This is a genomic window from Butyrivibrio sp. AE3004 (genome assembly GCF_000703165.1).
Classification (GTDB): domain Bacteria; phylum Bacillota; class Clostridia; order Lachnospirales; family Lachnospiraceae; genus Butyrivibrio.
In genome coordinates this window covers 1,622,811-1,649,342 of sequence record NZ_JNLQ01000002.1, presented here as the reverse complement: position 1 = coordinate 1,649,342, position 26,532 = coordinate 1,622,811, and the positions used below count along the sequence as shown (strand labels likewise).

Sequence of the window (26,532 nt, the reverse complement as noted above, 5' to 3'; positions counted from 1 at the left end):
TTTCCTCCAAAAAATAGAAATACGTTATCATTGAGTGTGTTAAGTATAGCACAAAGAGGGTAAAAATGATATACTATTTCATGGTATGTGCCTTTTTATATAGCACATGCTTGGGAAAAGTTTTGAAAAAAGTAATGGGTGAATATGGCTACAAGTAATTCAAGAAAACGCTCAACAACGAGCAGAAAAACAAACGCGAGAAAAAGATCAACAGCAGCAAGAAAAAACTCAAGGTCAAGATATAATGCGGAACCGCTTGACTATGCAGTTAAGAGCGAAATAGCTCTAATTATATTTGCAGCGCTAACGGTCTTTTTATTTTTATGTAATTTCGGAATATGCGGTATTTTCGGAAATGCGATCAGCAATGTTATGTTTGGCATTTTCGGTATGATCGCATATATTTTGCCGATTATTATCTTTACTACGGGGGCACTTTTAATTTCAAATGGACCGAGTCCTGCTGCCTTAAGAAAAATATTATCGGGATATCTGATACTCCTTGTATTGTCGATGTTCTTTGAACTGTTTACAGGTAGAACACAAGGAATGACATCATATAGTGCTGCCGAAATCTATAATGGTGCCGCAAATGCTCATAATGGGGGTGGCTTTATAGGCGGAAGCATAACATATATGGCATATCATAATCTGTCATTGGCAGGAACGCTTATACTGATGCTTGTTGCCGGTTTTATAGGTGTTTCTGTTTTTACTCAGAAAACTATGCTTGATGGTGTAAAGCATGGCGGAAGACATATGATCGAGAGAACAAGACAGAGCGCAAATAATTACAGAGAGCGCATGGATGAACGAATGAGACTCCGCGAAGAAGAAAGAATGAGGCTTGAGGAAGAAGAACAGCTTCTACTGGAGCAGAAGGAAGATGCGAAAATACTCAGGATGGACAAGAAGGTTTCAGGAGTCAGCATGAATACGCTTCTTGATGCGGATGATGATTATGATGAGTACGAAGATAAAGAAGAGATATTCGAGCCTGAACCCGAGCCACAGCAGGAATTCAGAATTCACGGGATAGATGATGCTGTTTATGAGGAAGAAGAACAATCTCCGATTTTTATTCCTGATGAGGAAATCCATGATGATATACATGAGATAAAGTTCAGACCCGGACTTGCCACTGAAGCACAGCCTGATGGACAATATGTTATGAAAACTGCCCTTAAACAGGATGCGGAAAACGAACATCACGTGATAGATATCAGTGACAGGTTTATTGAAAATGATATCACAAGTGATGAAAATGATAGAATCACAGATATAAAAGAAAAAATTACGGATATTAAAGAAAACTATGCGGATGAAACTTCCATGGCTGAAGAGCATCGTGAAGATGATGACGATGATTATGACGACAGTGCCGCATTAGAAGCATTGAATGCTGTGAGAAAGCATAAGCCTGTTGCAAGACTCAGGGAAGAAAAAGAAACAGATAATTTAAACGATATACCTATTCATTCTGAAAACCTTGCTCCTGATTATAACGGAGAATATGCTGTTCACAGTACTGATTATATTACAAGCACAAAGAATAAAGAGGCTGCGATAAAGAGACAGGAGCATGAAAAGGAAATAACAAAAAAGCCTGTGATGGAATATGTTTTTCCTCCTTTCAACCTTTTGAAGAAAGGACAGAAGGGTAAAGGAGATTCTGCAAAATACCTAAAAGAAACAGCTATGACGTTACAGGATACACTTTCTATGTTCCATGTAAATGCAACTGTCACTGATATTAGTCAGGGACCTTCTGTTACAAGATATGAATTACAGCCTGAAGCAGGCGTTAAGGTGAGAAAAATTGTTGACCTGGCAGATGATATTAAAATGCATCTTGCAGCTACTGATATAAGAATAGAAGCCCCAATACCGGGTAAATCAGCAGTCGGTATCGAGGTGCCAAATAAAGAGAATTCAACAGTTGCATTAAGGGATCTTATAGAAAGTGAGGAATTCCAAAAGTCCAAATCGAATCTTTCTGTAGCAATCGGTAAAGACATTGCCGGAAAAATTGTTATTACGGATATTGCTAAAATGCCTCACCTTTTAATAGCAGGTGCAACGGGTTCAGGTAAGTCTGTATGTATTAATACTATTATAATGAGTATAATTTATAAGGCGTCACCTGAAGATGTCAGACTTATAATGATAGATCCCAAAATTGTTGAACTTTCGGTTTATAATGGTATTCCGCATCTTCTCATTCCGGTTGTCACAGATCCTAAGAAGGCTGCTGCTGCTCTTAACTGGGCAGTTTCTGAGATGACGACAAGATATAAGAAGTTTGCCAATGCTAAGGTCCGTGATCTTAAGGGATACAATGCTCTTTGTGAAAATTCAAATGATCCGGATATGGAGAAAATGCCGGAGATAGTAGTTATTGTCGACGAGCTTGCTGATCTTATGATGCAGTTTAAGAATGAAGTCGAGGATTCCATCGTCAGACTGACACAGCTTGCACGTGCAGCCGGAATCTATCTGATCATAGCAACACAGAGGCCTTCAGTAGATGTAATTACAGGTCTTATTAAAGCAAATATACCAAGCAGAATTGCCTTTGCTGTATCAAGCGGTGTGGATTCAAGAACTATACTTGACAGCTATGGAGCTGAAAAACTGATTGGTAAGGGTGATATGTTATTCTTCCCGAGAGGATATAATAAGCCTGCCAGAGTTCAGGGATGTTTTGTGTCTGATGATGAAGTGTCAAATGTATCTGATTTTGTGAAGACACAGGGCGTAGAAACAAATTATGGAGGAAATGTTTCGGATGAAATTTCCAATATGGAAGTGACATCAAAGTCGTCACAGTCTTCCGGCTCCGGAGAACCTTCTGATTCCGCATCAGATCTTGATCCGTTGTTTGCACAGGCAGGTGCTGCAATTATTGAAAAAGAAAAGGCGTCTATAGGTATGCTTCAAAGACTATATAAAATTGGTTTTAACAGAGCTGCCAGGATAATGGATCAGTTAAGTGACGCCGGAGTAGTAGGACCTGAGGAAGGAACAAAACCCAGACGTATTCTGATGAGTAAAGAAGAATTTGAACAAATGATAGATAACGCATCATAAGACTTTTGGTTTTTTGATTATGCAATTTCGGTATTGTACGAGAATGCGAACCGCTTAAAATAGTTGTTTTTTGATGAGAGGAGAAGATTATGGCAGTAAAATCAGATATTGAGATAGCAAGAGAGGCAGAGCTTTGGTCAATCAGGAAAGTAGCCGAAAATATTGGCATTGATGAAGATGACCTTGAACTATACGGTAAATATAAAGCTAAGCTGTCAGAAGAATATCTAAAGAAAATTCAGGCAAATAAGCAGGGAAAGCTTGTTCTTGTAACTGCTATAAATCCTACTCCCGCAGGAGAGGGCAAAACAACTACAAGCGTAGGACTCGGAGATGCATTATCAAGACTTGGAAAGAAGGCTGTGATTGCACTTCGTGAGCCTTCTTTAGGGCCTTGCTTTGGTATTAAAGGTGGAGCTACCGGTGGTGGATACGCACAGGTTGTTCCTATGGATGACATGAATCTTCATTTTACAGGTGACTTTCATGCCATTACTTCTGCCAATAATCTGTTAGCGGCATTGCTTGATAATCATATTCAGCAAGGTAATGAACTTCAGATCGACACCAGACAGATTATCTTTAAAAGATGTGAAGATATGAATGACAGGGTTCTCAGAAACATTGTTGTAGGCCTGGGAAATAAGATGGACGGCGTTGTAAGAGAGGATCACTTTGTAATAACCGTAGCTACAGAGGTTATGGCTATTTTATGTCTTGCAAAAGATATGAATGATCTAAAAGAGCGTATTTCAAGAATTGTGGTTGCATATAATTATGCAGGCGAACCTGTAACTGCAGGTGACCTTAAGGCAGTAGGTGCAATGGCAGCACTTCTTAAGGATGCAATGAAACCTAATCTGGTTCAAACTCTTGAGCATACACCTGCTATAGTTCATGGAGGTCCTTTTGCGAATATTGCACACGGCTGTAATTCAATAAGAGCTACAGAAGCAGCACTTCGCATGTCAGAGATTACAATTACCGAAGCAGGATTTGGAGCAGATCTTGGTGCAGAAAAGTTCCTTGATATTAAATGCAGAATGCATGGTCTTAAACCTGATGCTGTAGTTTTGGTCGCTACCATAAGAGCATTAAAATATAATGGTGGAATCCCTAAGGATAAGCTTTCTGAAGAAAATCTCGAAGCTTTGAAAAAAGGTATTGTTAATCTTGAAAAGCATATAGAGAATCTCCAGAAGTACAATGTTCCTGTAGTTGTTACACTTAACAGTTTCCTTACGGATACAGATGCTGAAATATCTTTTGTTAAACAGTTCTGTGAAGAAAGAAACTGCGATTTTGCTATTTCAGAAGTTTGGGAGCATGGTGGTAAAGGTGGAGAAGCGTTGGCTAAAGCCGTTTTGAATACACTTGAAAATAAGCCTTCAAATTATTCTCCTATTTATAAAGATGAGCTTACTCCTGAAGAGAAAATAGAAACAATTGCAAGAGAAATATACGGAGCAGATGGCGTAATATATGCTCCTGCAGCAAAAAAACAATTACAGAAAATAGTAGACATGGGATATGGAAAGCTTCCTGTTTGTATGGCTAAAACACAGTATTCTCTCTCTGATGATCCATCTTTATTGGGAAGACCTTCAGGATTTGAAATAAATGTTCGAGATGCATATGTATCAGCCGGGGCAGGTTTTATAGTAGCACTTACCGGTAATATTATGACAATGCCCGGACTTCCGAAAAAACCTGCAGCATTTGAAATAGATGTTGATGACAATGGAAATATAGTCGGATTGTTCTGATTTGCAAAGATTACTTATTCAAGAATTCATACATTTAAATATGAGGAGATTCACTAAATGAATATTATTGACGGCAAGATTATTTCTCAACAGGTAAAGGATGAAGTAAAGGCAAGAACATTACAGCTAAAGGAGGAGAAAGGCATAGAAGTATGCCTGGCAGTAATTCTTGTAGGTGCAGATCCTGCATCACAGGTATATGTAAGGAATAAAAAGAAGGCATGTGAATATGTCGGCTTTAAATCTTTATCGTATGAGCTGCCTGAGGAGACATCTCAGGAAGAGCTTTTAACACTTATTGATAAGTTAAATAAAGACGAAAATGTACACGGTATTCTCGTGCAAATGCCTGTTCCTAAACATATAGATGAAAAGACAGTTATAGATGCTATTTCACCTGAAAAAGATGTGGACGGCTTTCATCCTATGAATGTAGGCGCATTATGCATTGGAGAACCCGGCTTTGTCTCCTGCACTCCTGCAGGTATAATACAGCTTTTAAAGCGTTCTGATGTAGATATAAATGGTAAAGAATGCGTTATTGTCGGAAGAAGTAATATTGTCGGTAAACCGATGGCTCTTCTTATGCTTAGAGAAAATGCTACCGTAACTGTTGCTCATTCAAGGACAAAAAATCTGAAAGAGGTTTGTAAAAGAGCAGATATTCTTATTGCTGCTGTCGGTAAAGCAAAAATGATTACAGAGGATTTTGTCAAAGAAGGTGCGGTTGTAATAGATGTAGGTATTAACAGAAACTCTGAGACCGGGAAACTGTGTGGTGATGTTGATTATGAGAATGTTGCAACTAAATGCAGCTATATAACTCCCGTGCCCGGTGGAGTAGGACCTATGACAATAGCTATGCTTATGAATAATTGCTTAGAATCAGCCCTTAGAACGGTCGGAGAATGATTAAATGAAATGCTCTAATTGTGGGGAGGAAATTCCGGAAGGACTCCTTTATTGTGAAAAATGCGGCAGTGAAATTCGCATTGTTCCGGAATTTGATCCAGAGGTTGAAAACAGAATAAATGAGTCGTTATCCGGAGTAGCTGACGACCTTAAAGATGAGAGTATTTTTTATACCAAAAAGCTTACTGGAATGAAAGCAAATAAAAACGAATTGAAGCCCTTTGTAATTCCTGTAATTACAGGAATCGGTATTATTATTGCTTTTATTGTAGTTGTTTTGTTTATGTTTGATGGTAGTAAGACTACTGAAAGCTATGAAGAGCAGGCAGAAAAATACTATGTCGAAGGTGATTTTGGGAATGCAATAGATTTTATAAACAAGGCTATTGAGAATCTTGAAGAAGATGATATAAACAAAAAAGCGGAACTGATTATGAAAAAATATGGATATCAGAGAGAAGCAGGTTTGGTGGAAGATTCAATAACCACAGTTTCTGCTTTAACTGATGATTCAGTATATGGTGAAAGCGTTGCCCAAGTCGCATATGATCAGCTTATCGGATATTATCAGGAAAATGAGGATTATACAAAAATACAGGAATTATTAGAGAATACGAAAATTATTTCCGTTAAGGAGAAATATTCTTATTTTATACCTGAGGCACCGCTTATTTCTCCTAATGGCGGCGATTTTGATGAAACTGTCAATATAAGGATAATCAATAAGTCAGATGGTGACATATTTTATACAGTTAACGGTAATGAACCTGATGAAGGCAGCATTAAGTATGATGATGAACTCATACTTGATGAAGAGGGCGATTTTAATATCAGGGCTGTGACAATTAATAAATACGGAATAAAGAGTGAGGTAGCAAAAGCTTTATTCCATTTGGAAAATTTTGGACCTTCAGAACCGGTAATTATGGAAGAAAGCGGAGAGTATTCTCAGGCGACGATGATTGTTGCTGTTTGCGATCCCGGCTGCAAAATTGTGTACACAACAGATGGCACTGACCCAACAGTAAATTCCAAGGAATATTTGACTCCGATATCAATGCCTATAGGAAATACCTTATTTAAATTTGCCACAGTTGATGCTGAAGGAAAGATAAGTGAAATAGTTGAACGGAATTATCATCTGGCTTATACAACACTTATATCTGTTGATCAGGCCAAGGAGAGTATAGTATCAATTTTGCTTAAGCTGGATATACTTCTTGATTCAGCAGGCAAGGTTAGAGGCGAAGAAGGATATTACGACTATGTTTATGGCGGAGACATTGAGATAGAAGGGTCAGGACAATATTACAAATTTGTTGAGACACATGTTTTCAATGATGGGAGTACCGCTGAGACCGGTCTTTTATATGCTGTTAATACGCATGACGGAAAAGTAAACAGACTCGGTTACGATTCAAGCGGCAAGTATACATTAATCACTATTTCAAACAGATAATAATATTTTAACACTTTAACATGTCAAAGCTTGAAAATAGGTTTTATATCATATATTATTTTAAATAATATTTTTTAGATTATTTTATTTCAGGAGGAGAGCAATGTTCAAAATTTTAGAGGCTAATGAGCTAGCTGCGAATATACATCAGCTTATCGTAGAAGCTCCCCGCGTAGCCGACACTTGTTTACCCGGACAGTTCCTTATTGTCCGTGCAGAAGAGGATGGAGAGCGCATACCTCTTACTATCTGTGATTATGACAGAGAAAAGGGTACAGTTGAGCTTGTTGTACAGGCTATTGGTGCTGAGTCAAGAAAAATCTGCCGCAAAAAAGCAGGCGAATTCCTTGCAGATGTAGTTGGACCTTTAGGTAATGCGTCTGATCTTTGCAGTGAAGATATAGAGGAACTTAAAAAGAAGAAGATTGTATTTATTGCCGGCGGTGTTGGTACTGCACCTGTTTATCCTCAGGCAAAATGGCTTAAGGAACAGGGCGTTGATTGCGATGTTATCATTGGTGCAAAAAACAAGGACCTCGTAATTCTTGAAGAGAGATTTAAATCTGTATGTAACCTTTATGTTACTACCGATGATGGATCATATGGCAGAGAGGGTATGGTTACAAAGTGCCTTCAGGATCTCTATGATGAAGGAAAACATTACGATCACTGCGTAGCAATCGGACCCATGATCATGATGAAGTTTGTTTGTAAGCTTACAAAAGAGCTTGGTATTCCAACAATTGTAAGTATGAACACAATCATGGTTGATGGAACAGGTATGTGTGGTGCATGCCGTCTTACTGTTGGTGGTAAGGTTAAGTTTGCATGTGTTGACGGACCTGAATTTGATGGCCATGAAGTAGACTTTGATCAGGCTATGAAGCGTATGAAGCTTTATGCAACTGAGGAGGGACGTCTTGCCCTTAAAGAGCAGGAAGGCGATACCCATCATGGCGGCTGTGGTAATTGTAACTAAGATATATTTGAAAAACTGTGTTTTTACGGAATGGAGATAAAAATGGCACAAGATGTTTGGACAAGAGTTCCGGTTCGCGAACAGGATCCGAAGGTTCGCGCTACCAATTTTGAAGAAGTATGTTTGGGATACAATGAGCAGGAAGCTATAGATGAGGCAACAAGATGCCTTAACTGCCCTAATCCTCAATGTGTGAAGGGATGTCCTGTTTCAATAAATATTCCTAAGTTCATTCAGGAACTTAAGGATGGAGATGTTGAAAAAGCTTATCAGACAATCAGTGAGTCCAGTGCACTTCCGGCTGTTTGCGGTCGTGTATGTCCTCAGGAGAGTCAGTGTGAAGGAAAATGTATCCGCGGAATAAAAGGCGAAGCAGTTTCTATAGGTAAGCTCGAAAGATTTGTTGCTGATACAGCCAGAGAAAGAGGTATTAAACCTCAGGGTGCAAAGGAGAAGAAGGGCAAGAAAGTAGCGATTATCGGTTCCGGCCCTGCAGGACTTACTTGTGCCGGTGACCTTGCAAGAATGGGATATGAGGTAACAATATTTGAAGCTCTACATGAAGCAGGTGGCGTTCTTGTTTATGGTATTCCTGAATTCCGTCTTCCAAAAGATGCTGTTGTAAAGAAAGAAATTGAGAACGTTGAATCACTCGGTGTTAAAATTGAAAAGGATGTAGTAATAGGAAAATCAGTTACTATTGATTCACTAATGAAGGATGAAGGCTTTGAAGCTGTATTTATTGGATCAGGTGCAGGTCTCCCCAGATTTATGAATATTCCAGGTGAGCAGGCCCTTGGTGTATTTTCCGCTAATGAGTTCCTTACAAGAAGTAACCTGATGAAGGCATTTTCACTTGATAGTACTACACCTATAATGAGACCTAAAAAGTGCGTTGTAGTCGGCGGTGGTAACGTTGCTATGGATGCTGCACGTACAGCGCTTCGTCTTGGCGCGGAAGTACATATTGTTTACAGAAGAAGTGAAGAAGAACTTCCTGCAAGAAAAGAGGAAGTAGAGCATGCCAAGCAGGAAGGCATTATTTTTGATCTTCTTTGTAACCCTGTAGAAATTCTTGAAAATGAGGACGGCTGGGTTAGAGGATGCAGATGCATAAGAATGGAACTTGGCGAACCTGATGAGAGCGGAAGAAGAAGCCCTGTAGAAGTACCCGGTTCAGAGTTTGAAATAGAGTGTGATGCTGTAATAATGTCACTCGGTACTAGTCCTAATCCGCTTATTTCAAGCACAACTGAAGGCCTTGAAGTAAACAGAAGAAGATGTATTGTTGCTGAAGAAGAAAACGGTAAGACCTCAAAGGACGGTGTTTTTGCCGGTGGTGATGCTGTTACAGGTGCTGCAACAGTTATCCTTGCTATGGGTGCCGGTAAGGCTGCTGCAAAGGGGATTGACGAGTATCTTAGTAACAAATAATTCCTTGACTGTTATGTTATGAAAATTCTTCTTGTATAAGAGTTTTTAGAATCAGTCTGAGGAAAATAAAATGCCTTGTTTTTCTCCCTTGTGGGAATTCATCGCTTAATGATGATAACTTTCAATGGAGTAAAGACAAGGTGGCGCTTAGCGCCCAGTGAGGGAGGTATATGGTATATCAGAGCAGTGCGCAAAAAGCTGAAGACAATCAGTCATCAGGAATAATGCTGATTACTGTTGGGGCTATTGGTCTAATTGGGGATATCTTTTTTCTAATCAAAAATCCACTTGACATGCCAATGTTTAACAAATATCTCACATGCGGAGTTATGGGAGCTCTGTTTGTGTTATTTTTTGTTATGGGAATTTTAGCTGTAAGAAGCTATAAAATATTTAAAGGTAAAGCGGTGGAAGAAGGTACCGTACTTGATAAGATAACTGAATGGAGCACGGAAGAACTGACTCCTGAAATTATCGATGAACATATGTATGACGATGATGAAGTATATGAAGCATTAACAGACAAACAGGACTTATACTTTAAGCGTTCTGAATATATTAAGAAAAGAATTATGAGACAATTTGTAAATGTCAGTGAGGATCTTATCGATTCATTTGTTGATGATTTTTACAGTAAGATATTTGGAGATGAAATTTGATAGCTATTGATATTCTCTGTGTAGGTAAAATAAAAGAGAAATATTGGAATGAAGCTATATTGGAATATTCCAAGAGGCTTTCGAGATACTGCAGATTAAATATAATTGAAGTTCAGGATGAAAAGACACCCGATAATGCACCCGAGGCGATAGAGAAACAAATTAAAGAAAAAGAAGGCGAAAGAATCCTGAAAAATATGGATTCAAAAGCTTTGAAATTTGCTCTGGCTATAGATGGCAAGAATTTTTCATCACCCGGCTTTGCGGATATGATTGAAAAAGAAAGCGTTATGGGGATTAGCAAAATGCAGTTTATTATCGGAGGATCGCTTGGGTTGTCTGATGAGGTATTAAAAACGTGTGACAAAAAATTAAGTTTTTCTGCTATGACTTTTCCACATCAGATGATGCGTGTGATTTTATTGGAACAGATATATCGCGCATATAGAATTATTAATGGAGAACCTTATCATAAATGAGTAATATTACTGAGAAAACAATGCATCTGGGTATTGACCAGATGCAAGGCATATTTGGACAGCATGATAAATATATCAGGAAAATAGAAGATAATCTCAAAGTCGAAATTATAGACAGAAGTGGTGAACTTCACATTATCGGAACAGGTGAAAGTGTAAAAAAAGCTTATGAAATTATAAGTGAACTGGCAGGACTTTCCGAGACAGGTTCTGAGATTGAAGAACAGAATGTTAATTATGCCATACAGCTTTCTGAGGATCCTTCAGAAGATGAGGCTTCTTCAGAGGGGAATATTCTTTCACAGATAGATGGTGATATTATTTGTCATACGGTTAACGGTAAGCCGATAAAACCAAAGACTCTCGGACAGAAGAAGTATGTTGATGCAATCAGAAAAAAGATGATTGTATTTGGACTTGGACCGGCAGGAACGGGAAAAACGTATCTTGGAATGGCTATGGCGATAACTGCTTTTCAGAAGGGAGAAGTGGAAAGGATTATTCTTACCAGACCTGCAATTGAAGCCGGGGAAAAGCTTGGCTTTTTACCGGGAGACCTTCAGAGTAAAGTGGATCCTTATTTAAGGCCGCTTTACGATGCATTGTACCAGATTATGGGGGCTGACAATTTTGTTAAAAATATGGAAAAAGGGCTTATTGAGGTTGCTCCTCTTGCTTATATGAGAGGAAGAACACTTGATAATGCTTTTATAATATTGGACGAAGCACAAAATACCACACCTGCCCAGATGAAAATGTTCTTAACAAGAATAGGATTTGGCTCAAAAGTAATTATAACCGGTGATTCTTCCCAAAAGGACCTTCCTGCAGACACAAAATCAGGACTGGATATTGCTTCTGCTGTTTTGAAAAAGATTGATGATATTGCTTTCTGCAATCTTACCAGCAGAGATGTAGTAAGACATCCTCTGGTACAACAGATAGTAAAAGCTTATGAAGATTTTGAAAAATCAAAAAATAATGAAGAAAAAAGGAAAGCAATAAAAAAACGGGAAAGACGTTAAACCATGGAGAGTACGATTGAAATAAATAATAAAGTAAGCTTGGAATCAAAACTAAATAATAATGATAAATTGATAAATGTACTTTTCGGATCGATATTTTTTGTAACCGGTCTGATGATGCTTGGGTTTTCTTTTTTATATAATTTAAGTATTGAAGAAATTATAAGAAATACCTTCACAGGTTTTTTATGTGGGGGAATACTTATATATATGCTGAATGATGCAAGCGTAAGAGGGCTTTTTTCTTATGACAATGGGCATAAGAGAAATCGTTTTGTGATTTCATATTATATAGCACTTATACTTTCTATGGCTCTGCCTCTAATTACAGTTGAAGTATGGCCATATCTGTTTGTTTTTTTATTACTGGGACTTTTTTCTACAAATGAAATAGGATTATTTTCGGGAACTATGCTGGTGATGTTTTCTGTTCTACTGGAAAAAGAAGGTAGTTATTCCGAATTTTTTATGTATTTTATAGCAGGTACTGTTGTGCTTGTTCTTTTACGTGATCTGAATGAGACTACAAAGATAGGTGTTCCTATATTCATTTCAATCTCATTACTTTTTACATTAGTGGTTGCTTACGATATATTGTTTCAAAACAGGTCTTTTTCGATTACGCTTCTTATAGTACCGCTTGTTAATATACTTATAAATTTGATCCTGATGCTGATTCTTCTTAATATTTTTGGCGTTTATGTGATCAGAAAGAGCAATGACAGATACATGGATATTAATGATACTGAATATCCGCTTCTGGTACAGCTCAAGGAGAAGGATAAGGATGCTTACTTCAAGGCAATACATATTGCTTATCTTGCTGAGAGAATAGCTTTGGATCTTAATCTTAATGCAAGAGCGGTTAAAACCATGTCGTATTATTATAAGATTGGTGTTATTGACGGCTCAAAATCCTGGGATGAAGTAAAGCATTTTTATATTGATAATAGTTTTCCAGATGAAGCTATAACTTATCTAAAAGAATACATTCAGAATGATAAGAGTAGTCAGCTGTCAAAGGAAGCTGCAATTATTTTTATGTGTGAGACGCTTATCACATCAATTAATTATCTGTTTAAAAAAGATAAACAAACAAAGATTAATTATGATGAGCTTATAGAGAAGATTTTTGAATTAAAAATTGATAACAAAGAACTATATAATTATAATATTTCACTTTATGAATTAGAGCGAATGAAGACACTTATGAAGAAGGAGAAACTTTATTATGATTTTCTTCGTTGATAATGAGGTGGATGCCAATTTTTCATTTGATATTGAAGATGTGGCAAAAAAAGTTGCAGCCAGAGTTCTTGAAACTGAGGGCTGCCCTTTTGATGTTCAGATAAGTCTTTTGATTACAGATGACGAAGGCATAAGAGAGATGAATGCTAATTTTAGGGATATTGATGCACCAACCGATGTGCTGTCTTTCCCTAATATTGAATACGATGTTCCGGGTGATTTTTCTGTTGCTGAAGGAGAGCAGAAAGTTGATATTATTGATCCTGAGAGTGGATTATTTTTCCTCGGAGATATTGTGATAAATGAAAACAGTGTAAGGGAGCAGGCTTTGGAGTATGGACATAGTGAGCTTCGTGAGTTTTCATTTCTTGTGGCTCATTCCATGCTTCATTTATGCGGTTATGATCATATGGAAGAAGATGAAGCTGCTGTAATGGAAAAAAAGCAGGAAGAGGTTTTAAAATCACTTAATATAACAAGAGATTAGTATGATAATAGTTTGGGGGTGAGTTTTATGGGGAAAAAAATGAGAATAAGACCTGATATTGTATTATCATCCGGAATGATATTCATTATGGCAATAATGGCGCTTTTGGTAGTTTTTTTTGACTTGACAGGTGCGGATGGAGTTGGCTTTCTGGCAGCACCGATTGCTTTATTTATGATAGCATACTGTGTTTTTATATGTGCTTTTGAAACAACTACCCGTGAAATGGTTCGTATGAGATTAAGTAGAAATCAGATGCTTTCAGCACGCAAAAATGTGAAGCAATTAATGGTGATAAGCTTTTGTGTTGGGGTAGTTGTAAGTATTATTATTGCAGCGCTTGCTATAGTTATTGCTGAATTTGTATTTCATTCACCAAGAAGCTTTTATGTACTTTTGCTTGTTTCACCTGCTTTTTTGTTTTTAAGTGTCCAGGGAGTTCTGAGAGGATATCTGAGTGGCTCCGGATATGCATTGGTTTCAATTATTTCAGATGTAATTCTTACACTTGTTACTGTTATTACGACATTAATTTTATCAAATACAGTATATGATTATGGAAAAAAAGTAGATGCGCTTATGCATGTGAATGATATTGCCCCTGCATATGGAGCAATTGGTGCAGCATTAGGAATATCACTTAGTTCATTTATCAGTTTTATTTTTGTGATAATAATGGTTATTTTGAGAAAAAATGACCTTCAGGATTTGTCTGGAGATAGTGTAAAAGTTGTAGCCGGACAGAAAAACGAATGCGTCGGAGATTTGATCGTAAACTGTCTTATTGCAGCAACCAGTGGATTTTTGTTATTTATTGACGAATGTGTCTATCTGAATGTTGCACATAAGATTCATCCTGATGAAAACAATATAGATAACTGGGGAATTTATATTGGTCAGTGTGTTGCAGTTGTTGTATTTTTTGTGTTTATTACTTCACTGCCTTTTGTAAAATCATGGTACAGTGTTCACATAAGTATTGTAAAAAAAGATTATAAATCAGCAAGGCTAAGACTTCAGAATTTGGTACATTTTGAAGCTATGCTAATATTTCCGCTTGTAATTTGGATAATGATCCTTGCAAAGACGTTTAATACTGTTGTTTTCGGTAAGAGCAATGAAGCAGGAATAGATATGGTGATACTGTCAATTCCTGTTGTTATACCTGGTGCTGTTACAGTATTTCAATCGTTCCTGTTAAAACAACTGAAAAATAAGGTTGTTATGCTCAGTAACCTGATAATAGGCGTTATTGTACATTTGGCGGTCTTGTTCTTAATGTCCTATGTTGGCGGCTTTGGAATACATGCTTCAATAGCTGCTTTTGCTGCAATGTTTATTGTTCAGGGTGTGCTTGGAATATTCGAGATTAAGGTAATGCTTGATGCTAAAATGCAGATGGTCAGAAATATTTTAATGCCATTATTGGCTGCAGTCGGATCCGGCCTTGTTGCTTTAATGCTCGACAGACTTCTGGTAAATGTAATAGGAGAAATACTGACTCTGATAATTGCTTTGGTTCTTTCATTTATTCTTTATATGCTGCTTTTGATTATTCTAAGAAGTGTAAACAGATATGAAATTGAACGTATGCCTTTAGGAGATTATTTTGCTTTGGTTTCAGATAAATTATACGGAGAAAGGAACTAAACTTTGTCTTTTCAAAATCATGTAATTGTAGGTGGAGCAGGTGCTTCCGGCTTATGTGCAGCCATTGCGGCAGCCAGGGATGGAGCATCAGTTACAGTTATAGAAAAAACAGATTCTATCGGCAAAAAACTGTCTATGACAGGTAATGGTAGATGTAATCTGACTAATTTAAATTTATCCGAGAACGATTATAATAACGATGCCAAAAAAAGAGTAAAAGAATTACTGAAACGATTCGGTGTCAAAGAAGCTACTGATTTTTTTAAGTCACTCGGCTTAGTAATAAGCAGTGAAGAAGGATATATTTATCCATTTTCCGGTCAGGCTTCATCCGTGGTTAATGTTCTTGTAAATGAATGTAAACGACTTAATGTCGAATTTGTTTTTAATGAACAGATCAAACAGATAATCAAATCCGAAAACGGAAAAATTATTGTCAAAACAAATAAAAATGATTATTTTTCGAAAGCAGTCATACTTGCTATGGGTGGACTTGCCGGGCCTAAAACCTGTGGCGCTACCGGAGACGGATATTATATCTGTGAAAAGCTTGGAATGACAAAAAAGGAAACCTTACCTGCGTTAGTGCCACTTTTAGCTGAGGATGATACACTTCCACAAGAAAGCGGTGTAAGGTCAATTGCCAGGGTTACATTCATGATAGGCGATGAGATTATTGGCTCTGAATACGGAGAAGTGCAGATTACAGGGAAAGGAATATCCGGTATACCTGTTATGCAGGCTTCGGGAACGGTGGCTTGGCATCTTAGAAAAAAAAGGCCTGTTACCTGCTCTATAGATTTTTTTCCGGGATATAATGAAGAGGAATTTGAAGAACTTGTAAACAGATTAGTAAATCTTCCCGGTGAGAGAAGGTTAGGTGAACTTCTGGAAGGATTCTTTAATTCTAATATAAATGAAATGATTCTTAGAAGAATGAAGATTAATAGTAATATGAAGTTAAAAAATGTTGGCGAATCAATGCTGACCTGTATACTTCATAAATACAGAGATTTAAGAATTGAAATTAAGGCAACAGCGGATTATAAAAAAGCACAGGTTACACGAGGGGGTATCAGCTTAGGCAATCTTGATGAATGTTTACAGTCGAAAAGCACTCCCGGGGTATTTGTTGTGGGCGAACTCTGTGATGTTGACGGAAGGTGCGGCGGTTATAATCTACAGTGGGCCTGGACAAGCGGATATATAGCAGGAGAGGCGGCCAGCTGCTTATGATAAGAATTAATTCAATAAAGATTATTAACAGTGGCTTTGAAAAAATGCCTGAGGGCAAAGAAGAACAAAGAGCTTTAATAAATCGAAAACTAGTAAAAAAGGCATCAAAGCTTTTGAAAATAAATGCTTCTGATATAAAAGAACTGATAATAAAGAAGCATTCTATTGATGCCAGGAAAAAATCTGAAATAATGGATATTTATGTTGTAGATATAAGTCTATCAAATCCCGGCATATCTGAAGAAAACATTATAAAAAAGTCAGGATGTAAATCCGCTATAACAGTAAAAGAAAAAAAATATCATTTTCCGAATAACAGAGAAGAAGATGAAGTATTTAAACGTAATTTTGACAAGAAACCTGCAAGACCAATTATTGTAGGATCAGGCCCTGCAGGACTTTTTTGTGCTTATGAGCTTGCTCTTTCAGGCTATTGCCCCATAGTTCTTGAACGTGGAATGGATATAGATAAAAGACATGAGGCTGTTTCTGCTTTTTGGAGAGGTGAGGCACTAATGCCTGACGGAAATGTTCAGTTCGGTGAAGGCGGAGCAGGTACTTTTTCAGATGGAAAACTTAATACCATGGTTAAAGATAAAAATGGTCTGGGCTTTGAATGCCTTAAGATTTTCCACGAGCATGGTGCAGCTGAAGACATCCTGTTTGAATCGAAACCACATATTGGAACTGATGTACTTAGAACTGTAATAAAAAATATCAGAAATAAGATTATAAGCTATGGTGGTGAATTCCATTTTCAAACAAAAGTTACATCTTTGATAATAGAAGGAAGAAAAGTAAAAGGCGTAAAATGTGACGATAATAGTGAATTTTTGTCTGATATAGTAGTTCTTGCCATAGGTCATAGTGCAAGAGATACTTTCTATCAATTGTCAGATCAAAATATTGTTATGGAGCCAAAGGCTTTCGCAGTCGGATTAAGGGCCGAGCATCCACAAAAACTTATAAACAGATCTCAATACGGAATTGACAATCCCCAAAGTCTCCCTCCGTCCCCGTATAAAGTTACTGCGAGAAGCAGTGATGGTAGAGGCGTATACTCTTTTTGTATGTGCCCCGGAGGATATGTGGTTAATGCTTCATCAGAAGATAAGAGACTTTGCGTAAACGGAATGAGTTATTCAGCCCGTGATGGTAGGAATGCCAACAGTGCTATTGTAGTAACGGTTGAACCTAAAGATTTTGGTTCGGATGATGTACTTTCAGGTGTTGAATTCCAGAGAAGACTTGAAGAAAAGGCATATGCAATTGCTAATGGTAAAGTTCCTGTAGAATATTTTGATGATTTTAAAAGTGCCGTATATGGAAATGAAAACACCAATAAGGACAAGAGAGACAGAAACCTGCCATGTATAAAAGGTTTGTGGGAATTTGCACCGGTACATGAAATACTTCCTAAAGACATAAATGTATCTATTGTTGAAGGAATGGAACATTTCGGAAAAATCATTCATGGCTTTGATTCTGATGAAACCATATTATCAGGAGTAGAAGCAAGGACATCATCACCTGTCAGAATTAACAGAGATGAAAATTTAGAGGCTATTGGTATTGAAGGGCTGTATCCCTGCGGCGAAGGTGCAGGCTATGCAGGAGGTATTACATCAGCAGCAATGGATGGTATGCGTGTGGCCGAAAAAATTGCCATACATTATAAATCAGGTAAAAATTTTTACAGAAAAAATATGGCAGACAGACGGGATAAACTTGATGCTGACGAAAAAAATAGTCTTAGCGGGAGAATCGCCAGGCGAATTGTAGAACTTGATGAATACAAAAAGGCTAAGAACATTCTGATTTACTGCAGTATCGGGAATGAAGCAGATACTAATGGAATAATTAACGCAGCATTAAATGATGGAAAAGCGGTTTTTTGTCCCAAAATAACAAATAAAAAGGACAGGGTAATGGAATTTGTACGTATAAGATCTAAGGAGGATCTGATATCCGGTTCATATTCGATACCTGAGCCTTTATACGATAAAGATTCTGAAATATATAATTCCGATAGTGAATATACACTTCTTATTTTACCTGGACTTGTTTTTGATAATATCGGAAACAGAATAGGTTATGGCGGAGGATATTATGATAATTACATGATTCGCTTTAACGGATCGATATTGAATGGTATTATGAAAACCATAGCCATTGGATATGATTTTCAGGTTCTTAAGGAAGATATTTCCGATTTTATGAGTCAAAATGATGCGAAAGTTAATATGATTGTGACCGATAAGGAGACATTTGATTATGAGCACAGGAGCAAGCATTAAAGAAACTATACATAATATTGGCAAAAAGGCTTATGATGCAAAATTTGAGCTTTCAAAAATGACTGAAGAAAAAAAGAATGAAATTCTTTTAAAAGTAGCAGAAGCTTTAATTGATAATTCAGAGATAATCCTTAAGGCCAACGAAAAGGATATAAAACGCGGTGAAGCAAACGGGATGCATAAAGGACTTCTTGACAGACTGCGACTTACGGATACAAGAATCATGGATATGGCTGAAGGAATTAAACAGGTAGTTAAATTGCCTGATCCTATTGGTAATGTTCTTGATGATTGGAATCTTGAAAACGGTTTAAATATCAAAAAGATTTCTGTGCCTCTTGGTGTTATCGGTATAATATACGAGTCAAGACCTAATGTTACTGCCGATGCTTTCAGTCTGACATTTAAAGCAGGTAATGTAGTTATATTAAAAGGCGGCTCCGATGCTATAGAATCAAATATGGCTATTACAAATGTAATCCGTGATGTAATAAAAGAAAATGATCATAATCCGGATTATATTCAGCTTATTCCTTTTACCGACAGAAGTGCTGTAACAGAGCTTTTATCTTTGCGTGAATACGTTGACGTAATTATTCCGAGAGGAAGTGCAAGACTGATCAAGACTGTATGTGAGAACAGTATGATTCCCGTAATTGAAACAGGAAGTGGAAACTGTCATATTTACGTCGACAAAGAAGCTGATCTTCATAAAGCTATTCCGATAATTATTAATGCCAAAACCCAAAGAATAGGTGTATGCAACGCTGCAGAGTCACTTGTTGTGCATGAAGATATTAAGGAAGAATTTTTACCGCTTCTTCAGAAGGCGATGAATGAAAATAATGTTGAACTAAGAGCAGATGAGGATTCAATAAAAATCTTAAAGGATGCAAAGCTTGCTAATGAAGAAGATTTTGGAACAGAATATCTGGATTATATTCTTTCTGTAAAAACTGTTAAAAGCGTTGAAGAAGCAATTGAACATATAAATAAATACAATACAGGCCATTCAGAAAGTATAATTACTAAGGATAAAGAAGCAGCGGAAAAATTCCTTAAAGGTATTGATGCAGCTTGTGTTTATGTAAATGCATCCACAAGATTTACTGATGGTTTTCAATTTGGTTTTGGTGCAGAAATTGGAATTAGCACACAAAAATTACATGCAAGAGGACCAATGGGACTAAAGGAACTTACATCCTACAAGTATGCAATTACCGGTGACGGACAGATAAGAAAATGACAGAAAGAATGATTGAATAAATGAAAACTAAAGAAGAAATAGAGAGATTAAGACAGGAAATAATTACTGTATCACTTGCACTTTTGGAACAGGGCCTTATTGTCAGAACATGGGGGAACATAAGCGCAAGGATTGATGATAAGCATTATCTTATTACACCAAGCGGTATAAAATATGAAGATTTAACACCGGAAATGCTACCGATAGTTTCCGTTGATGATAATTCATATGTAGGTGAATATAAGCCTTCAAGCGAAAGCCTTGTACATTCTGCAATTTACAGTACAAGGAGCGATGCTGAATTCATAATCCATACACATCAGGTATATGCTACATGTGTGGGCGCACTTGGAAAAAGACGACTTAAGGCTGAACTAAAAGAGAAAAAGGTTGTTTTTCCTGTTGCAGCATATGCGCTTCCAGGTACAAAAGAGCTTGCTGACAATATAAAAGCGGCATCCATAAAGTATGCGGAAACAAGAAGTATAATAATGGCAAATCATGGAGCCATTTGTTTTGGTCATAATGCAGAGGATGCTTTTAGTGAAGCAATCAAGCTTGAAGTGGCTGCCAGGAAATATATCTTTGATATTTGCAAAACAGAAATATCAAATGACGTGGAAGAAGGATTTTCCAGTAAACTGGAAGAAGGTAAAATAGTTTACTTAAGAAACGATACTCCTGAACGTGTTAAGATTATCCATCAGACAATTTATGCGAAAAGACCTGATGTTACCTATATTTTTCACAATAAATCAGAAGCGGTCATGACAATTTCAAGACGCGTTAATCATATGAGACCACTTTTGGATGATTTTGCTCAGATAATAGGGACGAGTTTGCGAATACCGACAGCAGAGGGGGCTCCTCTTACTGTTAAGAAAAATATAAATGCTGTATTTGCATATAATGATGGGGCCTATTGCCTTGGAAATACTGAGGATGACGCAAAAGCTGCGGCTATTGTTCTTGATAAGGGATGCATAGCACATATTGCTGTTATGCGTTTTGGAGAAGGAAGATTCATTTCATTATATGATTGTTTTAAGATGAACAGAAACTATAGAAAAAATTATAGTGTCCTTGCAAATTCTGTAAAATAACATAAAATTATACTATAAATAACTAACTGCGAGGTGACAGATATGTCTAAGGAAAATGATAAGTATGTAGCTTATGTTGCGAGCTATACTTCTGGATCAAAAGAGAACTATGGCATTCGCATATATGATGTGGATATGAAAAATGGAAGAATGACTGAGAAAGAGAAAGTTAAAATAACAAATTCTTCTTACATAGTTCTGTCACATAGTAAGGAAACACTTTATTCTATTACTGATGCCGGCGTTGAGGCTTATCATATTGAAGACGATGGTAGTCTTACAATTCTTAACAAGGCATCAATAAATGGTATGCGTGGCTGTTATATTAATATGGACCAATATGACAGATTTCTTGTTTGCGCAGGATATCATGATGGTAAGGTTACTATTCTTGAACTTAAAGAAGACGGAAGCATTGGGGATATTACTGATGAGAAATTTCATAAAGGTCTTGGAACAATAGCGGGTAGAAATCATACTCCTCATGTTCAGTGTATAAAAGTAACAAAGGATAATAAATATCTTTTAGCTGCAGATCTGGGCATGGATCGAGTCAATGTTTACAGATTTGATACAGAGCATGGTAAAATTTCCGATATTGATGTTATTCATTGCGATCAGGAATCATCACCGCGTCATATGCAGTTTTCAAAAGACGGTAGATTTCTTTATGTTGTATTTGAGCAGCAGTGCAGCATAAATGTTTATATGTACACAGAAGAGAAGGGAATTCCTTCATTTGAAGAAATTCAATCTGTGCAGAATTCTGATGAACAGGACACAATAGGTGTAGCAAGCAGTGCTCTTAAGTTTTCTGATGACTACAACTATCTTGTAAGTTCAGTGGCAGGAGAGAACAATGTTATAGTTTACAAAGTTGATAAGGAAACAGGTCTTCTTACCAAGAAGATTGAGCTTCCTATATCAGGTGAGTATCCGAAGGATGCATGCCTTTTCCCTGATAACAAGCATCTTGTTTCACTTAATCAGGAATCAAACACAATGACATTCTTTAATATCAACTTTGATAATAATACTCTTGTAATGAATGGTCCCGAACTTAAAGTAGACAGACCGAACTGCATTATTTTCCATAAACTTGGAGAGAGAATAAAAGTAAGATAAGGTAATAAAAAGCAGGCTGCCGCAACATTGCGGCAGCCTGTTTTGATACTATAGGATAAAACCATGTATTTATCACAGGATGCAAATAAAAAATCATTTCTTATAAAAATCAATCAGACTCGATGCTTTTGCATGCATGTTTGACATAAGAAGGTCAAGTACGGTAAATGCACACATACATTCAACAACAACTACGGCTCTTGGAACAACAACAGGATCATGACGGCCTTTGATGTTAACTTCAATTTCAGAACCATCACGTTTTACAGTGCTCTGTGATTTGGATATGCTGGGAGTGGGCTTTATATGAGCTCTGAGAATTATTTCAGACCCGTCACTCATGCCACCTAGTATTCCGCCTGAATGATTTGTCATTTTTATAATATTATGATCAGAGTCAGAACAAAAGGCATCATTATTTGTGCTTCCATATGAAGAAGATACAAGAATTCCGTCGCCAATTTCTACTGCTTTTACGGCACCGATACTCATTATGGCGTGAGAGAGCATTGCATCAAGCTTATCAAAGACCGGTTCACCTATACCTACCGGTAATCCGGAAATTTTACATTCAATTGTTCCGCCGACAGAGTCACCGTTTTCCCTGCACTCATTTATAAGACTGATTGCTTCTTTGTCAGCAGCTTCATCAGGCATTGCAGTTATGGATTTCAAAATCTGAGCCCTATCAATATTTGAAGTATTGGCAACAACATCTCCTATAGATTTTGTATAGGCAGTGATTTCAATACCCATTTCTTTTAAAAGTTTTGAACAGATTGCGCCTGAAGCAACTCTGCCAATTGTTTCACGACCTGAAGAGCGACCACCACCTCTGTAATCTCTGAAACCGTATTTTTTATCAAAACAAAAGTCTGCGTGTCCCGGTCTGTAGTATTGTGCAATTTCGGAATAATCTCCGGATCTTTGAGAAGTATTTTTTACAATTAATGAGATGGGTGTACCGGTTGTTTTGCCTTCGAAAATACCGGATAAAATCTCTACTTCATCAGCTTCCTTTCTTGGAGTGGTGATTTGTGATGAACCGGGTTTTCTTCTGTCCATAAAGACCTGTATGTCAGATTCGGACAATTCCATTCCTGCAGGGAAACCATCAAGAACTACTCCTAATGCTTTCCCATGAGATTCGCCCCAGGTCGTCATTGTTATATTATTTCCAAATACTGATCCGCTCATATAATTTATTTCCCCTTTTTGAAATAGTTCTTTATATTTTTACATAGAAAGGACTATATTACAATGAAAAATGGGGGTGTCTATGCATAATTATGTTACTATTATTTACTTTTTCTGAAAAAAATCTTAAATTTTTCTTTAAATATATAAAAAAAGAGATATAATATAAAAGTATAACTTTCTTTATGAGGTATATGGGGGAATGCAAACAAATCATTTACAAATGGGGCCGACCTATAAAGATAAGGTCATAGATAATGCCCGACGATTAAATAGTAGATATAGGAGATTTAGATTTTTGGGAACGCTTTATGCAGTATTGGCGCTACTCTTATATAATATAGCACTACATTTTTACCATAATGTCAAAAAAGATACATGCCTGGTTGCTGTTTTATTTTTCTTTATTGCAAGCAGTAGTTTTACTTATCCTGAAGCGCTTAGCTTAAATGTGAGCTTTGTATCAGATTTTAATGATGATGATACTCAGTACTATACAGCAGATGCATTTGACGCAGTATCGCCTGAGTCAGAGGTTGAATTGGCTGCTGTTACTGTTGTAGATAAATCAAAATTCATTAATGATGTCGATACGGTATCAGAGGATCAAGAGCTTCAGGAAGGATTTTTACTGGCAGATACTTTGAATCCCGTAAGTGATGAGAATGATGAGAATTTTAAGACAACTGAATCCGAACAGAATTCTGCATTTGAAAAAGATGACTGGAAGCTTATTCTTGTAAACAAACAACATCCAATTCCCGAAGGATATGATTTTCCTCTCGGAGAAATTGACAATACGATGAAATGTGACGAACGTGTTATTTCATCGTTAATGTCCATGTTAAGGGCTGCTGCAGGTGAAGGAATAAATCTTGCAATATGTTCGCCGTACAGAGATAGTGGAAGGCAAGAGGGGCTTTTTGCCAGAAAAGTAAATTATTACCTGGAAGAAGGACTGTCATATATGGATGCATATAATTTTGCATCTCAGGCAGTTACGGTCCCGGGTTCTTCAGAACATCAAATAGGACTTGCATTTGATATTGTATGCGGTTCCTATTATAATCTTGATGAGGGATTTGGAGATACTGAGGCAGGCAAATGGCTTGCTGAAAACAGTTATAAATATGGGTTTGTAGTTCGCTATCTTAAAGGTAAGGAAAATATAACCGGTATCGAATATGAACCCTGGCATTTCAGATATGTAGGAGTTGATGCTGCTACTGTTATGTACAATGAAAACCTCTGTCTTGAGGAATTTTGGAATAATTATTTGTATGATTGATTATTGGGGCTGTTGTGGAGGATATAAACAACAGCCTTTTTGTTTGAGCAAGGTGCCGTTCATTAACGAGAATTAAAAATGGATGACGGTACTTGCAACAGATAGGATTGAGTCAGCAAATATTTAGTATATTTAAATGAGAGGTATAAAATGTATAAATTATTAAAAAAGGAAGGAATGGCAAAAAGAGCTGAATTTCAAACAGTTCACGGAACCATTCAGACTCCTGTATTTATGAATGTCGCTACGGTTGCTGCAATAAAAGGCGCTGTATCTACAGAGGATTTAGAACAAATTGATACTCAGGTAGTGTTGTCGAATACATATCATCTTCATTTACGTCCCGGTGATGATGTTATTTACAAAATGGGTGGATTGCATAAGTTTATGAACTGTAATAAACCTATTTTAACGGATTCCGGCGGATTTCAGGTTTTCTCACTTTCCGAAAACAGAAGAATTAAGGAAGAAGGAGTTTACTTTAGATCTCATATTGATGGTCATAAACTATTTATGGGTCCGGAAGAGAGTATGAGAATCCAATCGCATATTGCTTCAACAATTGCAATGGCATTTGATGAGTGTCCTTCTGCACGTGCTGACCATGATTATGTGAAAATGTCTGTTGACAGAACAACCAGATGGTTAAAGCGTTGCCAGGATGAGATGAACAGGCTAAATGCTCTTCCGGATACAATAAATAAAAATCAGTTGTTGTTTGGAATAAATCAGGGTGCGATTTTTGATGATCTCAGAATAGAACACGCAAAGCGCATTTCTGAAATGAATCTTGATGGATATGCAGTTGGTGGACTTGCTGTGGGTGAAACGCATGAAGAAATGTATCATGTACTTGATATTGTTACTGAACATCTTCCGGAAGATAAACCCACTTATCTAATGGGAGTTGGAACACCTGCGAATATTCTTGAAGCTGTTGACAGAGGAATTGATTTCTTTGATTGTGTTTATCCGAGCAGAAATGGAAGACATGGACATTTATATACAAAAAGAGGACATATAAATCTCTTAAATGCAAAGTATGAGCTTGATGACAGACCGATAGAAGAAGGATGTAACTGTCCTGCATGTAGAAGATATTCCAGAGCCTATATAAGGCATCTTCTTAAGTCCGGAGAAATGCTCGGTATGAGATTGTGCGTATTACATAATCTGTACTTTTACAATCACCTTATGACAGATATAAGAGATGCTCTGGATGAAGGCAGATTTAAAGAATTCAAGAAAAAAACACTCGATGCAATGCTTGAATTTGATTCTGAAGAACCCGCTGTTCGCTATGATATTGCTAAAGGATGGAAAAAGGGTTAAATTGTGTACTTGTTAAAAAGTGCTATTAATTGTAAGATACTACATATGTTTAATAAAAGGTAATTTGGAGGTTGATATGAGTTTTGTTAACACAATGGCTCTTGAAAGTGCTGGGGCTGTAAACGGTACCGGAAGTATGATGATAATTCTGGTTTACGTAGCTATTTTTGCGGTTTTGTATTTTATTATGATCCGCCCTCAGAGAAAAGAGCAGAAGCAGAAAGCACAGATTCTTTCTCAGCTTGCTGTAGGTGACAGCGTGAGAACTACAGGAGGATTTATCGGTACTGTTATTGATATCGATGATGAGTCATCTACTGTAATCGTTGAATTTGGTAATAATAAGAATTGCCGTATCCCTATGGTTAAGGAAGCTATCGTTGAGGTTGAGAAGCCTGAAGATGCTGTTAAGGACAATTCTAAGGATGAGAAATCCAAGTAACTTAAAAGAAGACTGGTTTCAGTCTGCATTATAAAGTGGACAGCCGGCGAACAGTTTTTTGCCGGCTATCATTATATA

Annotated in this window: 21 protein-coding genes; 20 read left to right on the top strand and 1 reads right to left on the bottom strand. The window is 37.0% G+C overall.

The genetic code is table 11. From position 1 onward, the window contains the following. Positions 1–144: 144 nt before the first annotated feature. The 17 genes from BV60_RS0110255 (at position 145) to BV60_RS0110175 (ending at position 22,195) form a co-directional block, all read left to right on the top strand. A complete protein-coding gene (locus tag BV60_RS0110255) occupies positions 145–3,090 on the top strand; it encodes an FtsK/SpoIIIE family DNA translocase (protein WP_029321498.1) in 2,946 nt (981 codons plus the stop codon). 89 nt (positions 3,091–3,179) lie between these two features. Then, positions 3,180–4,856, top strand: a complete 1,677-nt coding sequence (locus BV60_RS0110250; protein ID WP_029321496.1) for a formate--tetrahydrofolate ligase — start codon at positions 3,180–3,182, stop codon at positions 4,854–4,856. A 57-nt stretch (positions 4,857–4,913) separates the two neighbouring features. Next, complete coding sequence (folD, locus tag BV60_RS0110245) at positions 4,914–5,768, top strand: bifunctional methylenetetrahydrofolate dehydrogenase/methenyltetrahydrofolate cyclohydrolase FolD (protein WP_029321494.1); 855 nt, start codon at positions 4,914–4,916, stop codon at positions 5,766–5,768. Positions 5,769–5,772: 4 nt separating this feature from the next. After that, positions 5,773–7,227, top strand: coding sequence for a chitobiase/beta-hexosaminidase C-terminal domain-containing protein (locus BV60_RS0110240; RefSeq protein ID WP_029321492.1), 1,455 nt, complete (start codon positions 5,773–5,775; stop codon positions 7,225–7,227). 103 nt (positions 7,228–7,330) lie between these two features. Then, on the top strand, positions 7,331–8,206 hold the full coding sequence (locus BV60_RS0110235) for a sulfide/dihydroorotate dehydrogenase-like FAD/NAD-binding protein (protein ID WP_029321491.1): 876 nt from the start codon (positions 7,331–7,333) through the stop codon (positions 8,204–8,206). 42 nt (positions 8,207–8,248) lie between these two features. After that, a complete protein-coding gene (gene gltA / locus BV60_RS0110230) occupies positions 8,249–9,640 on the top strand; it encodes an NADPH-dependent glutamate synthase (protein WP_029321489.1) in 1,392 nt (463 codons plus the stop codon). Positions 9,641–9,810: 170 nt separating this feature from the next. Next, positions 9,811–10,299: a hypothetical protein gene (locus tag BV60_RS0110225; protein ID WP_029321487.1), complete on the top strand. Its 489-nt coding sequence runs from the start codon at positions 9,811–9,813 to the stop codon at positions 10,297–10,299. Beyond that, positions 10,299–10,778: a 23S rRNA (pseudouridine(1915)-N(3))-methyltransferase RlmH gene (gene rlmH / locus BV60_RS0110220; RefSeq protein WP_029321486.1), complete on the top strand. Its 480-nt coding sequence runs from the start codon at positions 10,299–10,301 to the stop codon at positions 10,776–10,778. Before BV60_RS0110225 ends, rlmH begins: the two co-directional genes overlap by 1 nt. Further along, positions 10,775–11,803 (top strand): PhoH family protein, encoded by a 1,029-nt coding sequence (locus BV60_RS0110215; protein WP_029321485.1) that lies wholly within the window; start codon positions 10,775–10,777, stop codon positions 11,801–11,803. The genes rlmH and BV60_RS0110215 overlap by 4 nt, the downstream gene beginning before the upstream one ends. Before the next feature lie 3 nt (positions 11,804–11,806). After that, complete coding sequence (locus tag BV60_RS0110210; protein ID WP_029321484.1) at positions 11,807–13,051, top strand: hypothetical protein; 1,245 nt, start codon at positions 11,807–11,809, stop codon at positions 13,049–13,051. Further along, positions 13,035–13,538, top strand: coding sequence for an rRNA maturation RNase YbeY (ybeY, locus tag BV60_RS0110205; RefSeq protein ID WP_029321483.1), 504 nt, complete (start codon positions 13,035–13,037; stop codon positions 13,536–13,538). Before BV60_RS0110210 ends, ybeY begins: the two co-directional genes overlap by 17 nt. A 27-nt stretch (positions 13,539–13,565) precedes the next feature. Beyond that, positions 13,566–15,188: a hypothetical protein gene (locus tag BV60_RS0110200; protein WP_029321482.1), complete on the top strand. Its 1,623-nt coding sequence runs from the start codon at positions 13,566–13,568 to the stop codon at positions 15,186–15,188. A 3-nt stretch (positions 15,189–15,191) separates the two neighbouring features. Next, entirely contained in the window at positions 15,192–16,424 is a 1,233-nt protein-coding gene (locus tag BV60_RS0110195) for an aminoacetone oxidase family FAD-binding enzyme (RefSeq protein WP_029321481.1), read from the top strand. Further along, on the top strand, positions 16,421–18,721 hold the full coding sequence (locus BV60_RS0110190) for a 5-formyltetrahydrofolate cyclo-ligase (protein WP_081846644.1): 2,301 nt from the start codon (positions 16,421–16,423) through the stop codon (positions 18,719–18,721). Before BV60_RS0110195 ends, BV60_RS0110190 begins: the two co-directional genes overlap by 4 nt. After that, positions 18,699–19,967 (top strand): glutamate-5-semialdehyde dehydrogenase, encoded by a 1,269-nt coding sequence (locus BV60_RS0110185; protein WP_035777215.1) that lies wholly within the window; start codon positions 18,699–18,701, stop codon positions 19,965–19,967. The genes BV60_RS0110190 and BV60_RS0110185 overlap by 23 nt, the downstream gene beginning before the upstream one ends. Positions 19,968–19,987: 20 nt before the next feature. Beyond that, positions 19,988–21,070 (top strand): class II aldolase/adducin family protein, encoded by a 1,083-nt coding sequence (locus tag BV60_RS21945; RefSeq protein WP_051656649.1) that lies wholly within the window; start codon positions 19,988–19,990, stop codon positions 21,068–21,070. A 42-nt stretch (positions 21,071–21,112) separates the two neighbouring features. Then, positions 21,113–22,195 carry a lactonase family protein gene (locus tag BV60_RS0110175; RefSeq protein ID WP_029321477.1) on the top strand — a complete coding sequence of 361 codons (1,083 nt, stop codon included), beginning with the start codon at positions 21,113–21,115 and terminating at the stop codon, positions 22,193–22,195. A gap of 93 nt (positions 22,196–22,288) precedes the next feature. Here the strand turns inward: BV60_RS0110175 and aroC are convergent, their stop codons facing one another. Continuing rightward, the gene (gene aroC, locus BV60_RS0110170; protein ID WP_029321476.1) at positions 22,289–23,392 is read right to left on the bottom strand and encodes a chorismate synthase; all 1,104 of its coding nucleotides are present in this window, start codon (positions 23,390–23,392) and stop codon (positions 22,289–22,291) included. 298 nt (positions 23,393–23,690) lie between these two features. On the opposite strand from aroC, the gene BV60_RS21940 reads away from it, so the two are divergent. The 3 genes from BV60_RS21940 (at position 23,691) to yajC (ending at position 26,454) form a co-directional block, all read left to right on the top strand. Beyond that, complete coding sequence (locus tag BV60_RS21940; RefSeq protein ID WP_051656648.1) at positions 23,691–24,680, top strand: M15 family metallopeptidase; 990 nt, start codon at positions 23,691–23,693, stop codon at positions 24,678–24,680. Positions 24,681–24,830: 150 nt separating this feature from the next. Then, a complete protein-coding gene (gene tgt / locus BV60_RS0110160; RefSeq protein ID WP_029321474.1) occupies positions 24,831–26,012 on the top strand; it encodes a tRNA guanosine(34) transglycosylase Tgt in 1,182 nt (393 codons plus the stop codon). A gap of 76 nt (positions 26,013–26,088) precedes the next feature. Beyond that, positions 26,089–26,454: a preprotein translocase subunit YajC gene (gene yajC / locus BV60_RS0110155; protein ID WP_029321472.1), complete on the top strand. Its 366-nt coding sequence runs from the start codon at positions 26,089–26,091 to the stop codon at positions 26,452–26,454. The last annotated feature ends 78 nt before the right edge of the window (positions 26,455–26,532 follow it).